Here is a 13593-nt window from a genome sequence, read left to right as displayed (position 1 = left end):
CAGAAGTGAATGGAATCGATCCGGCGCATCAGCCCGCCGATGCGTTCACCATCAATCAGTCCGAACGGCTGAGCCATCGATGGCACGGGTCAACGAGGATGGGCTGCGTCTCTGCCGAAAGGCGGGGACCTTCAAGTGCGTCCGTTCTGGACGCTGACCCCACGGGGAGTCTCACGTGTTCCAACTTCGCCGAGCTGGTCGCTCGGTCACGGCAGGGCTCGCCCTCGCCGTAGTCGCAGCCGCAACGATCTCCAGTGGCGGTGCCGCGTACGCCGCGCCGTCGGACGGGCAGAAGCTGCCGCGGGCCCTCAAGTCCGCCGACAAGGGTGCCATCAAGGACAGCTACATCGTGGTCCTGAAGGACACCAAGGCCGACCCGGCCGAAGTCGGCGCCAGCGCCAAGGCTCTCACCAGGCAGTACGGCGGCGCCGTCTCCCACACGTACAGCCGAACGATCCGGGGCTTCGCCGCCCGGATGAACGAGGCGCAGGCCAAGAAGCTGGCCGCCAGCTCCTCGGTCGCGTACGTGGAGCAGAACCGCAAGATGTCGAAGAGCGACACCCAGCTCAACACGCCGTCGTGGGGCCTGGACCGCCTGGACCAGATCTTCGCGCCGTTGAACAAGCGCTACACCTACCCGAACACGGCGAGCAACGTGCACGCCTACGTCATCGACACCGGCATCCGCATCAGCCACCAGGAGTTCGGTGGGCGGGCCAGCAACGGGTACGACTTCGTCGACAACGACACGGTCGCGAACGACTGCAACGGGCACGGCACGCACGTCGCCGGCACCATCGGCGGCACCAACTACGGTGTGGCCAAGGCCGTCAAGCTGGTTGGCGTGCGGGTGCTCGACTGCGAGGGCAACGGCAGCTACGCCGGTGTGCTGGCCGGCATCGACTGGGTCACCGCCAACGCGGTGAAGCCGGCCGTCGCCAACATGAGCCTCGGCGGCGCCGCCAACGCCACGATCGACGCCGCGGTGGAGGCCTCCATCGCCTCCGGCGTGTCGTACTCCGTCGCCGCTGGCAACGACAACGAGGACGCCTGCCTCCAGTCACCCGCCCGGGCGGCCTCGGCGATCACTGTGGGAGCGACCGACGAGGTCGACTTCCGGGCGTTCTTCTCCAACTACGGCCAGTGCGTGGACATCCACGCGCCGGGCCACAACATCCCGTCGTCGGTGGCCAGCAGCGACACGGCAACCGACAAGTACAGCGGCACCTCGATGGCGAGCCCGCACGTCGCGGGCGCCGCCGCGCTCGCGCTGTCGGCGAACCCGACCTGGACGCCCCTGCAGGTGCGTAACAATCTCGTCTACGGCGGCACCCGCCGGGTCGTCCGCAACACGGCGTACACCGGTACGAGCGACGTGATGCTGCGCATCGGCACCACTGCGGTGCCGCAGGTCACCGGCCTGCGTTCCCTGGCCAACGGTAAGACCGTCTCGGTGGGGTCGGGCGGCAACCAGCCGCTGACCGCCAGCCAGCCTCCGGCTCAGATCGGCGACCTGGAGAAGTTCACCATCGTGAGCGCCGGGACCGGCTACATCGCCTTCGGGTCCTGGGCAAACGGCAAGTACGTCAGCGCCACCTCCGGTGGCGCCGGCTCATTGATCGCCAACGCCAGCACCATCACCGACGCGGAGCGATTCCAGGTGGTGATGAACGGCGACGGCACGACAACCCTGATCGCCAAGATCAACGGCAAGTACGTCACCGCACCGTCGGGCGGCAACCTGCCGCTCGTCGCGAGCGCCACCGCGATCGGTGGAGCGGAGAAGTTCATCTGGGCGTCGCCGGCGGCTGTCGTCGTCCTGAACTCGGTGAAGAACAGCCGGATCGTGACCGCGCCGGGCGCCACGTCGCCGGTGATCGCCAACGGCACCACGGTCGGCAACCCACAGAAGTTCGACATGCTCGACCTCGGAGATGACGCCGTCGCGCTGCGGGCCCACGTCAACTGGCGCTACGTCACCAGCGCGGTCAACGGCAGCGGCAACCCGACCGCGTTGATCGCCAACTCCACCACGCTCGGCACGCCGCAGTCGTTCTGGCTCTATCACTGGGGCGATGGCACCATGGGGCTGCAGTCGCAGACCAGTTACAACTTCGTGGTGGCACCGAGCACCACCTCGCCGCTGATCGCCAGCTTCGACCCCGAGTCTGGGGCGTGGACCACGGCGACGGACTTCACCCACGTCGTTCAGACCGTGGGCTAAGCACCAGCGCCTGACCGTCGCGTCCTGACGCGACAGACCCGGAAGGGGCCGCCGAGACATCCGTCTCGGCGGCCCCTTCTGCATTCCCTGGCTCGGCTCAGCGGCCGGGTCCGGCGTCCACCCCTGATCGCCTGGGGAGCGAGGCGTAGGCCGCCTGGAGCTGCTGGCGGACCGCCGCCGAACTGTGGTGCGCCACGACCCATTCCCGCCCGTTGACGGCCATCCGCTCGGCGGTCTCCGGCGAGGACAACAGCGCCGCGACCTTCGCGATCCAACCGGCGCTGTCGTCGGCGACGCTGACGTGCACGCCGTCCTGCACACCGGCGCGGTCGGCCACCATGCTGGTCGTCACGCTCGGCACCCCGGCGGACATCGCCTGGATGAGCTTCAGCTGCACCCCGGTACCCCGGAAGATCGGCGCGATGGCGACCGCAGCGTCCGAGTAGTAGGGCTCGACCGCTGGCGCGTTGGCGTGCAGCTCGATGCCGTTCCCGACCAGCGCCTGGACCGCCTTCGGCGGGTCCGTGCCGACGATCCGCAGCCGGGCGTCCGGGACCGCGTCGCGAATACCCTGCCAGCACTCGCGCACGAACCACATGAGGCCGTTGACGTTCGCCTCGTAGCTGAGCCGACCGACGAACAACACTGTCGGTGCGATCGGGCCCTGCTGCCGCTGCACGGAGAAGTCGCAGGGGCTGCGGACCAGGTAGGTGTTGGGCCGCTCCTGGCCGGGCAGGGACGGCGCCGAGAGCATCAGCGGCACCCCCTTGCGGACCAGCTCGTCCTCCCGCGCCCGCATCCGGCTCCCCTCGACCCGGCCCAACGCCCGCCAGGCGAGGTTGGGCCCGTGGGAGGCCAACTGCTCGTAGTACTCGCTGCGGAACTCGTCCAGGTCGACGATGACCGGCGTGTCACCGCAGGCCTCGACCAGGTGGACGGTGCGGAAGACGTTGAGGTGCACCACGTCCGGTTGGAACTCGTCCAACTGCTGCCGCAGGGCGTCGGTGAGCGCCTTCGGGCTCGCGTACCCCGTCTGCAGGGAGACACCGGTACCGAGCGCACGTGCGGAGCGCAGCATGGAACCCGCGAACGGGTTGGCGACGAGCGTCCGATCCTTGACCGGCAGTTGCTCGGCCAGCTGCACCTCCTTGTCATCGTGCGTCAGCGCGAGGAAGCGGACATCGTGCTCGGCGGCGAGCATCTCCAGGATCACCAGGCTTCGTGGACGAACCGATGCCGGGATCCAGGGCGCTACGAACAAAATCTTCAAATCGGCAGCCTCCTTAGGGCGGACGCGAGGAGTCGCTGGGCTCGCGTGCCGTGCTTCGCGAAATAGACCTGCATGCCGGCCCGGTACAGGTTGTTCTTGCCGACCGCAGCGGTGCTGGTGCTCTCCTTGTGCTCGGCGACGCTCGTCCCCACCGACACGACACCCCAGCCAGCGGCGGAGAGCCGGGTGCAGAGGTCGACGTCCTCGAAGTAGAGGAAGAAGTCGCGATCGAAACCGCCGATGGCCCGGAAGGCATCGCCGCGGACGAGCATGCAGAAGCCCGACACCCACGCGGCTTCGCGCACCTGACCGGTCGGCTCGACGTCGAGATACTCGAGCATCTTGATCTTCTTCCGCAACGGCCCCACCCGCGCCAGCGACCGCTTCAGACCGCTGGGCACGAGGTCGTCGACCCGGAGGGCGGCCAGCCACTCCTTCGCCATGCTCGGCGCCGGCCCGGCCGAGATGCCGAAGCGCCCGTCGGGGTAACGCATCAGCGGTGCGACCACCCCCCGCTTCGGGTCGGCCCGCAGCGCCTCGGCGAGGTGCGCGAAGGACTCGGCGGTGATGTGGCAGTCGGGGTTGAGCAGGAAGTAGGCGTCAGCGTCGGGAACGGTCTCCGCGGCGGCGTTGATGGCCTTGCCGAATCCGACGTTCGGCAGCGAGATGACCTGGTAGCCGAAGGACTTCGCGACCTCGACGCTGTCGTCGGTGGAGGAGTTGTCCACGACCACCACGTGGTCGATCGGCAGGGCACCCAGGCAGCCCAGGCTGAGGGGAAGCTCCTTGGCCGAGTTGTAGGAGACGATGATGGCTGCGATCTTCACTGTCGACCCGCAATCGCGTAGGCGTCGAGGTACGAGCGGACCGTGTCGTCCCACCGGAACGTCCGCTCGATGTGTGCGCGGGCACGCCGACCGCGCTGGGCGGCGTCCTCCGGTGATTCGACGGCGGTCCGGACGGCCGCCGCGATCTCGTCCGCCGTGGACGCGACGAACAGCATCGAGTCGTCGCCCCGGACCGATTCGGCCGGGCCGCTGGACGTGATGACGGGACAGCCGAGGGCCATGGCGTGTGCCACCTTCATCAGCACGCCGCCACCCACGATCGACGGCACGACAACGGCGTGGGCGCCGAGCATCTCCGACTGGAAGTCGGGCACCGCACCGGTCACCACCACCCGGCTGTCGTTCTCGCCGAGACCGATCACGTCGGGGGTGGGATCCGCTCCGACGATCCTGAGCTCGGCGTCCGGCAGGCTCTGCCACACGATCGGCATCACCTCGCGGGCGAGAAGCTCGGCGACGAGGACGTTCGCCCGCCGCCACATCGCCCCGGCGAACACCAGCCGCGGTCGGCCGGTCACCGGCGGCGGCGACCAGGACCGCTCCCCCACGTGGATGCCCGGCCGGGCGAGGACGGTGTTGGGGTTGTACTCCCTGGCCACCGCGAAGTCGGCGTCGGACAGGGTGATGACGGCCGCCGCCTGCCGGATCGCCGCCCGCTCGAAGCGGCGCGTGCGCACCAGCTCGGCGAGGCGGTACGGCCGTTCCAGGCCGGACGACGCCCGGTACGACTCCAGCATGACCTTCTCGGTGATGTCGTGCAGGCCCAGCACCGAGGCCCGGCTGAGCCCGACGACCTCGGCGGACTGCAGGTACTCCGCGTGCACCACGTCGGGCTGGATCCGGCGGATCAGCTCGGCAGCCTCCTGGGTCGCCTCCCGTGGCCACGCCTGGCGCAGCCAAGCTGGTTCGACCCGGAGACGGTCCAGGTGGCTCGGGCGCGCGACGACGTTGGACGGCAGCAACGTGTACTTCAGGTCGTCCCGCTCGGACGCCGCGGTGGTTCCCGGTGAGTACACGAAGAGGTCGACCTGCTCGGCCAGCCGCGGCGTGAGCTGCACGATCGTGTCGGCCGCGGCATGGTTGTGCTGGCCGTTGGGCGCGAATGGGGTGAGCAGCAGGACGCGCATCAGTCCAGCCGCTTCAACAGCGTCGTGACGAATCCCTGCGCGACGCGGCCCTGGGCGGCGACCCGGCCGGCGGCCTGCCGGAACTCCTCGGTCGCCGCCGCGGCCTGGGTGGCCTTCCGGTAGAGGGTGTCGGCGTCGACGTCCGGCGGCACCACGTACTCGCTGAGCCCCAGATCGACGAAGGCGTCCTGGACCTTCCGTTCGTAGGCGATGGCCACGGTGGGAACGCCGATCGCCACGGCCAGGAGGGCCGCGTGCAGGCGGGTGCCGAGGACGAGCTGATTCGTCGAGAGCGCCTGCAACCAGGTACGGAGCGCCCCGGCGAGCGGCTGACTGCCGTCCAACGGGGTCGGGTCCAGGGCCAGCAGGTCACGGAAGGCCCGCTCGTAGATGACCCGGTCGTCCTCGCCGTGCGCTCCCCGGCCGAAGGCCATCGGAAGGAAGGTGCCCGACCATCCCTCCTGCCGCAGCCGGGCGGCACACCCGGAGGTCGCCGCCAGCAGCGGGCCCTCCAACTCGGGTGCGAGCGGCCGCATCGACAGCGCGAAGCGCCGACCGGGGCCGACCCGCTCCAGGTCGGGCAGCGGCAGGGTGTACGCCATGTCGCCGATGACCTCGGCGCTGGAGCCGAAGTGCGACGCGGTCCGCTCGTCGCGCACTCCGACGCCGACACACGCGGCGCCGATGACCCGGAGCAACTGGCGACCGAACGGCGTTCCGCCCTCGCGGACGCCGACGCCGACAGTGGCGACGGGCGTCCCGGCAATCTTGGCCATCGCGATGATCCGGGCGAACATCGGCAGGGTGCCGGGCCAGGACAGGTTGGGCGAACGCTCCTGGAAGACCGTTCCGGGGCCGAGGAGCAGCAGGTCACACGACTTGATCGACCGTTGGACCGCGACCTGACGCTCGGAGGCGCCACGAGCCCGCAGCACGGGCATGTTCTCCGTGTCCACGCCGTGCAGTTCGGCGACCCGGTCCGGGTTGGGGCAGAAGACCACGAACGTCGCGTTCTCCTTGACCGCGCGGACGCAGGTAATGAGCGAGTGGAGGAGGATCTCGTCTCCGAGATTGTCCGATCCGAACCACCCGACTATTCCGACCCTCACATGTCCTCCGTCGTCGCGGCCTGCAGGTGACCTGCGGCCCTCCGTTGAGCCAACAATTTGGCGGTAGCCAGAACGAGAATGACGCCGCCCAGGATGAAGGACGCCAGGGCGGGTTCCAGGACGGCCAGCAGTACGGCGAGCGCACCGACCGCCGCCGCCACGACCACGACCGAGATCACGACCGGACGTACCAGTTCCTTAATCCGCAGGAACCAGAGCAGTGACCCTGCCACGACCAGCTCGTTCAGCACCATCGCCGTAGCGGACCCAAAGGCGCCGTACGTTCCGTCGAGTGCGACATTCAGCCCGACGCTGCCGCAGATGCTCAACGCCAGCACGATCAGCCGGCTGGAGGCGCGGCCCTGGGAGAGCAGAATGGCGGACAGGCCGAAGTTGCCGAATCGGAGAACGAGGAAGAAGGTCAGCACCATGGCCAGCGTCGGAATGTTGCCGGCGTGGTCACCGAACAGCACAGCGGTGCCGATCGGGATTCCGATGAACATGACGCCGGCGGCGGCCTGGCCCGCGAGCCCGAAGAACCGGAAGATCGTGAGCGGATCGTTCGACTGGGCGGCCCCGGACGCGCGGCGCGGCGCGGCGTAGGCGAGCGCCCCGACGCCCATGGACGCCGCGACCTGGACCACCGGTCCGACGATCGCCGCCGCCGACACGTATTCGCCGACTTCCGCGGCGGCGACGAAGAACGCGAGGACGAACACGTCGCCGCGGAAGTAGAAGAGACCGAACAGGTCGGCGGCGAAGTACGGCAGGGCCTGCCGGACGTGCTGGACCGCGCGGATACCCCGGGAGTCACGCAGCGCCGGCAGGATGCGCACGATGAGGAACGCGGCAGCGGACCGGAGGACGGCCGCGATCGACATGTAGACGGCAGCGTCGCCCAGGGTGAGCCCGTCCAGCAGCCACACGTCGACCGCGCAGGCGCCGACCAGCAGGAGACCGGCGGACACGTTCGTGAGCGGCTCGGCCCAGGCCGAGGGAGTGCCTCGGATGAGGACCCACGCCGTCTCGTTCCACTGCTCCAGCAGGCTGGCCACGAAGATCAGGAAGAAGGCGAACTGCGCTTCCGGGGGAAGCACCGCGCCGATCAGGGGGTACGCGACGGCGGCGGCCACCATCAACGCGCCGAAGCGCCCACAGTGGATCCGCGCGACCACCGGCGGTGACACCGTTCCCGCGGCGGCTTCCCTGGTCAGGTAGGTCGGCAGGCCGAGGGAGAGGGCAGCGGCGGTGAACGACGCGATGAGCGTGGCGAGACCGTAGAAGCCGACCGCCTCGGTGCCGGCGCCCCTGGTCAGGAACGCCATCACCACCAGGGTGGTGGACCGGGTCGCCAGGGTGGAGATGCCCAGCAGCCCCGACACGATGGTCAGAGACGGTCGCCGTCGCTCCGGCGTGGTGACCTCAGTCGCGACCATAGCCACTCGCCACCCGTACGTATCGCGACCGAGCGTAGAAGTAGCCGGCGATCAGCGCGAACATCAGGAAGTACGGTCCCTGCATCAGTCCCCATCCCGTCATGCCGATCAGGACGAGACCCGGCAACGCGCTGACCAGAACCCGGGGCGCCAGTTCGGCGGTCCGCACCCGGAACACGGAGTGGATCGCTGTCGTCGCGGCCATCGCGAACGGCAGCCAGAGCAGCAGTGCGCCGATGATGCCCAGCTCCGCCGCGCTGAGCAACAGCACGTTGTGCACGGGCACGCCGCTGGCGGTGAGGGGATCGGAGGCGCCGGCGATGGCGACGTAGCTGTTGGGGCCCACCCCGGCCCACGGGTGCTCCCGGATCACGTCGAAGGCGACCTGGAGCAGGTGCCCACGGTCGCCACCCTCGGGGTCGGCCGTGAACCGCTCGATCAGCCACGGCACCGACACCAGGCCGAGCAGGCCGGTGATCCCGAGGACGACGAAGTACTTCTTCTGCCAGCGCCCAGTCACGAACTCGAGCACCACCAGGATGAGGATCATGGAGACGACTGCGGCGAGGACCGAGCGGCTCTGGGTGAGGGAGACGCCGAGGAAGACGGCGCCGAGCGTGGTCCAGGCCACCCAGCGTTGCCGCACCGTCTTCTGCGGCAGGGTCAACGCGCACATCCCGCAGAAGAACAGCAGCTTCGCCAGCTCGCCCGGATGGCTGGTCAGGCCGGTGGCGCGGCCGAGCACGTCGAGCGCCTGTTGGCCGGCGATGCGGCGCAGCGGAAAGCCGATGACCGCCATCATGATCGCGAAGAGCTGCAACCACGCCACCGCCGCGAAGGCCCAGAGCAGGAAGGAGTTCCGCCGGTCGGCTCGTTCGGCGGTGGCCCCGATGGCGAACACGATCGTCACCAGGCTGAAGTGCACCAGGCCGCTCACGGTGCGCAGGGACGAGTCCCAGGCGAGCACGGCGAACAGGAGCATCCAGCCGAGGAACGGCACCCACGGGAAGAAGGCACGGGCCAGTTGGCGCCGCGTCTGGATCCCGATCACGACCACGGCAGCCACGATGGCGATCGTGTACGTGTACAGCATCGGCGTGCCGGTGGCGACGCCGCTGTAGATCACCACCTCGGACGGGGCGAGGGCAATCGGCGCCAGACCGAGTGACGCCACGAGCACTGCCAGCACGGCGACGATGCGTTGATCCGGATCGGATCGCAGGCCCTCGACGAGCGCCCGCCCGGCCGAGGTCAGCTGCGTGATGACGCTCGGGCCTCGATGGCGGCCCGACGAGTGCGGCCCGGACGCCGCGTCGGCGGGTACCACAGCCGGGTCGACGTTCCGCTGGGCCAGCACCTCGCTGGGGTTGAGCCGTGTCGTCACGGCATGGCTTGGATCATCCTGGGGATGACCACCGCCTGTGCCGGGGAACATGGCATCTCCGAGTCAGCGTTGGTCGGCCAGTCACTGCCAGGGCTGCGCTGGTCGTGCGGGGGTTTAGCTCACGCCTTGAAGCCAGGTCAGTGAGCTCGGATTCCAGAACCGATGACAATCGGCTCGGCCGAAGCTGTGCTTCGCGGGCTCATCATAGAGGGGCGTGTGAGCGACCAACCAGCGGTCCCGGGCCGCTGTGTGACACGACTGTCCTCCACGGTCGACTGCGGCGGGCGTAATAGAACGGGGCGGTCAAGGTGCTCCAATTCCCCTTTTTGTCATTTGCGGCGCATATCGCCAACCCCTCGTCCCGGGTACAGGACCACATAGTCATCGAGGGTCTCGGTAAGCTGAGTTGGCGGTCTTCTTCCTCTGGTGACCGCGGAGTCAGGCCCGCCTCTATCGCCGGCGGCAGACGTGGCATCCGAAGTGTCCTGAAGCGCGTCCCGTTCCGGGTCGTCGAGGGCCGGTACGTATCCTACGTTCCCCCGATCACCTCTCTCGCCAGGGCGTTGACATGAACCTCACGCACGCGGACCGCTCGACGCTCAAGGACCAGACCGTCGAGTTGCCGATCCAAGCGGCGCTCGATCGGCCGCCCGCGCCGGCCACTTCGCGTACACCGCGGCTCTATGTGCTGGACCTGCTGCGTTTCCTCGCCGCGATGGCGGTCGTCGCATACCACCTGCTGTTCGCCGATGCCAGGGAGTCCTGGGCAGCCGACACTGCAAATTTGTTCGGCGCCCCACTGCGGCAGGCCGCCAGTTACGGGTGGCTGGGGGTGGAACTCTTCTTCATGATCAGCGGCTTCGTGATCTGCATGAGTTCGTGGGGCCGGTCCCTGAGTGACTTCTTCACCTCACGGGTCACCCGACTGATGCCGGCATATCTGTTCGCGGTCGTCCTGACCGCGTCAGTCCTCGTGCTGTGGCCACACCCCGGGGAGAAGGCGCCCGACCTGCGGCAGGTCATCGGCAACCTCACCATGACGCAGAACCTGCTGCAGTTGAACAACCTCGACGAGCCGTACTGGACGCTGCTGATCGAACTGAAGTTCTATCTGCTGTTCCTGATCGTGGTCGCCTTCGGCGTCACGTACCGCCGAGTCCTCATGTTCTGCATGATCTGGACCACGCTCGCGCTCATCGCGCACAGCTCCGACTTCAGGTTTCTGACGTTGGTGGTCGAGCCACGATTCGCGTCGTACTTCGTCGCGGGAATGGCGCTCTACCTCATCCACCGGTTCGGGCAGAGTCTCCTACTCTGGTGCATTGTCGGCTTCTCCTTCGCGATCAATGCCGTCATGTTGGACGCACGGGTCGCCCCGTTCGTGAAGGCCGGTCTGCCGATGTCGTGGAAAGTGTCGCTGGCCCTGGTGGCCTTCTTCTATCTCCTGATGATCGGCATCGCGCTCGGTTGGTTCGCACGGCTCCAATGGCGAGGGTTGGCGACCATCGGCGCTCTCACCTACCCGCTCTATCTGATCCACTCGGCCAACGGGCGCACCGTCATCCGTCATCTGCGCGACGATGTGCCCCCGTGGCTGCTTCTGGGCGTCGTCGTCGGCGGAGCACTGTTACTGGCCTACGTCGTGCACCGTTTCGTGGAACGTCCGCTGAGCCGAGCGTTGCGAGACGGCCTGAAGGACAGTTTTCAGAAGGTTCGTGCCGCATCGGAGTCCAGAAAGGACGCCGTCGATCCGGTCCCACCCCCCGGGCGTTCAGCTCGTCCGCCGGCAGCCTCACCCACTCCCGTGATCCGCTGATCACCGCGACCCGCGGCTCCTCAGAAGCGCGCGTTGTCACGAACAGAGTTGATCACACGCCGAACGGTGTCCATATATGCCGTCGGCGCGGTCATTCGCAGGACGAGTTGGCGGTCGACCGCACCGTCCGGATCCGACCGCCAGAATGCGACCACAACGACGCCGTACCTCTCAGCGCCGTTCAGCTTCACGGTTTCGACCAGGACGACGTACTGCCCAGCGGCGCGCCACTGCAGCCCCCACGCCTCCTCCGCCTTGCGCAGGGCGGTGCGCCGCTCCTCGTTGCATTCTCGGCAATCACGGACAATCAGCTGGCCGCCGATCTCCGAGTTTTCGCCGATCGAGGCGCCGCAGTTGTACTCGACCTGTCCTTCGGCGCTGCCTCCGGGCGCGCACTCCCAGTCAGCTGGCACCGCGAACTTGAAGCCCACACCATCAGGGCTGAGTGTTCGTGCCGCTTCACCGCTAGCGAAGGCTGGCCACCTGGGCCAGTCGCCGGGTCGGGGCGGCTCCAGGCCCGGCTGCTGCGGCGGGCTGGTGGGCAGCGAGGCCGTCGGACCGGACTGAGCCACGCCGGTGGGCGCGGGGCTCGCCGTCGGGGTGTCGGACGGCCCCCCGGAGCTGCGCCACGCGACGGCACCCACACCACCGACGAGCACCACCACCAGGGCGGCGATCCCGATCCAGAGCCCGGTACGGCTCTTGCGGGGCGGAGAAGGCCGGATCCGTTGGGTCGGCGAGCTGAACGGGTCGTGCGGCGGTGCCGCGAAGGTGTCGGGGCCCGGCCCACTGACCGGGGAAATGTGCGCGGCCGGCGGTGACGAGGTGACCGGCCCCGGCGAGGTGGGTACGCCGGAGACGGAGTGCGGGGCCGCGGAGACCAGCTGACCGGGGATCGGGCCGGACTGCACCGCCCACGGGGCCTGCGGACCGCCGGAAACCGGCGGCGCGGACACCGAGGGCGGGGCGGAGACCGAAGGCGGGGCCGACACCGAGGGCGGGGCGGAGACCGAAGGCGGGGCCGACACCGAGGGCGGCGCGGAGACCGAGGGCGGCGCGGACGTCGGTGGGGCAACCGTCGGGGCGGGGATGTAGTCGACACCGAGGGCCCGGAACAGTTTCTCGGCGCCGGGGCCCGCCTCGGCCGGGTAGGCCACCCACGGCGCGGCAGCGGAGAAGTCGGCGTACGTGTAAGGCATCGGGTCGGCCGACTTGGCCAGCAGGTCGGCGGCCCCGGCGAACGCCTCGCGCCAGCCGGGTGTGGCCGCCACGGCGGCGTCGAGCACCGCGACGGTGACGAAACGGCCGTGCTCGTCGATCGCGGCCCATGCTTTCCCCACCGGAGACCCGCCGAGCGCGTGGGTGTACCTGTAGGGGCCTTCCGGCTGCATGCGCACTCCTCCGTTGAACCGCCGTGCGGATAGTACCGACCGTCGGCCAACCCGGCCTGCCCCGCCCGGGGCCGCCGACGACGGCCCAGGTCGCTTGCCAGTGAAAGTTCTCATGCATAGAGTCGGCCCATGAATGAAGGAGCTGTCGAGGCACCCGCTGACCGGGTGCTCGACCTGTTCCAGGGCGTGCGACTCACCCCCACCCAGCGCCGGATCGCGCACTGTCTGGTGCAGCACGCCCCCACCGTTGCCTACCTGTCCGCCGCCGAGGTCGCCGAACTGGCCGGGGTCAGCCAGCCGTCGGTCACCCGGTTCGCCGTCGCGCTCGGCCACGACGGCTACCCGGCGCTACGGCGCCGCCTGCGCGACCTGACCACCGCGACGCCGGGCGGACCGACGGACGTTGGCAACGAACTCCAGCAGGCGGTACGCGCCGAAATGGACAACCTGGACCGACTGGCCGGTCAGCTCGCCGACCGGGATCGGATCGCCGAGACCGGGCGGCTGCTCGCCGCGAGTCGCCCACTACCGGTGCTGGGCCTGCGCGCCGCCGCGCCACTGGCCGCGTACTTCGCCTACTTCGCGGCCAAGGTGCACCCGGACGTACGGGTCCTCGACGACGGCGGCAGCCTGCTCACCGACCGTCTGGAGCAGGCCGCCGAGGCCGGCGCGTCCGCCGTGCTGGCATTCGTGCTGCCCCGCTACCCCCGGGAGACCCTGGACGCGCTGCGCGACGCCCGCCGCGCCGGGTTGACAGTGGTGGCGATCACCGACTCGCCGGTCAGCCCGGCCACCGAGCACGCCGACGTGGTGCTCGCCGCCGCGGTCGGCGCGCAGCTCGTCTTCGACCTGCACACCGCCCCGATGACCCTGGCCATGGTGCTGTTGCAGGCGATCTGCGATGCCGCGCCGGCCGACACCCAGCGCCGACTGGAGGCGTTCGAAGCCTCCGCGGCCCGCCGACAGTTGTTCCTCGGTTGACCGGAGG

Annotated in this window: 10 protein-coding genes; 3 read left to right on the top strand and 7 right to left on the bottom strand. The window is 69.2% G+C overall.

All coding sequences use genetic code 11. From position 1 onward, the window contains the following. The first annotated feature begins 175 nt into the window (after positions 1-175). Positions 176-2224, top strand: a complete 2049-nt coding sequence (locus tag IW249_RS15130) for a S8 family serine peptidase (protein ID WP_196921352.1) — start codon at positions 176-178, stop codon at positions 2222-2224. A gap of 97 nt (positions 2225-2321) precedes the next feature. On the opposite strand, the gene IW249_RS15125 is transcribed toward IW249_RS15130, so the two are convergent. The 6 genes from IW249_RS15125 to IW249_RS15100 are packed head-to-tail and all read right to left on the bottom strand — an operon-like array spanning position 2322 to position 9398. Next, positions 2322-3437, bottom strand: coding sequence for a glycosyltransferase (locus tag IW249_RS15125; RefSeq protein WP_196921351.1), 1116 nt, complete (start codon positions 3435-3437; stop codon positions 2322-2324). Positions 3438-3490: 53 nt separating this feature from the next. Beyond that, positions 3491-4321 carry a glycosyltransferase family 2 protein gene (locus IW249_RS15120; RefSeq protein WP_196921350.1) on the bottom strand — a complete coding sequence of 277 codons (831 nt, stop codon included), beginning with the start codon at positions 4319-4321 and terminating at the stop codon, positions 3491-3493. Continuing rightward, entirely contained in the window at positions 4318-5469 is a 1152-nt protein-coding gene (locus tag IW249_RS15115; protein WP_196921349.1) for a glycosyltransferase, read from the bottom strand. Before IW249_RS15115 ends, IW249_RS15120 begins: the two co-directional genes overlap by 4 nt. After that, positions 5469-6578: a polysaccharide pyruvyl transferase family protein gene (locus IW249_RS15110; RefSeq protein WP_196921348.1), complete on the bottom strand. Its 1110-nt coding sequence runs from the start codon at positions 6576-6578 to the stop codon at positions 5469-5471. The genes IW249_RS15115 and IW249_RS15110 overlap by 1 nt, the downstream gene beginning before the upstream one ends. Continuing rightward, positions 6575-8014: an MATE family efflux transporter gene (locus IW249_RS15105; RefSeq protein ID WP_196921347.1), complete on the bottom strand. Its 1440-nt coding sequence runs from the start codon at positions 8012-8014 to the stop codon at positions 6575-6577. The genes IW249_RS15110 and IW249_RS15105 overlap by 4 nt, the downstream gene beginning before the upstream one ends. Continuing rightward, positions 8001-9398 carry an O-antigen ligase family protein gene (locus IW249_RS15100; RefSeq protein WP_196921346.1) on the bottom strand — a complete coding sequence of 466 codons (1398 nt, stop codon included), beginning with the start codon at positions 9396-9398 and terminating at the stop codon, positions 8001-8003. Before IW249_RS15100 ends, IW249_RS15105 begins: the two co-directional genes overlap by 14 nt. Before the next feature lie 568 nt (positions 9399-9966). Here IW249_RS15100 and IW249_RS15095 point away from each other — a divergent pair. Continuing rightward, positions 9967-11214 (top strand): acyltransferase family protein, encoded by a 1248-nt coding sequence (locus IW249_RS15095; protein WP_196921345.1) that lies wholly within the window; start codon positions 9967-9969, stop codon positions 11212-11214. A gap of 20 nt (positions 11215-11234) precedes the next feature. Here the strand turns inward: IW249_RS15095 and IW249_RS15090 are convergent, their stop codons facing one another. Beyond that, the gene (locus IW249_RS15090; protein WP_196921344.1) at positions 11235-12605 is read right to left on the bottom strand and encodes a hypothetical protein; all 1371 of its coding nucleotides are present in this window, start codon (positions 12603-12605) and stop codon (positions 11235-11237) included. A gap of 129 nt (positions 12606-12734) precedes the next feature. Here IW249_RS15090 and IW249_RS15085 point away from each other — a divergent pair, with 129 nt between their 5' ends. Further along, a complete protein-coding gene (locus IW249_RS15085; protein ID WP_196921343.1) occupies positions 12735-13586 on the top strand; it encodes a MurR/RpiR family transcriptional regulator in 852 nt (283 codons plus the stop codon). Positions 13587-13593 lie beyond the last annotated feature (7 nt).

This window comes from Micromonospora vinacea, from assembly GCF_015751785.1.
Lineage (GTDB): Bacteria > Actinomycetota > Actinomycetes > Mycobacteriales > Micromonosporaceae > Micromonospora > Micromonospora vinacea.
The sequence above is the reverse complement of the archived record's forward strand: the minus strand, read 5'-3'. Positions and strand labels throughout refer to the sequence as shown.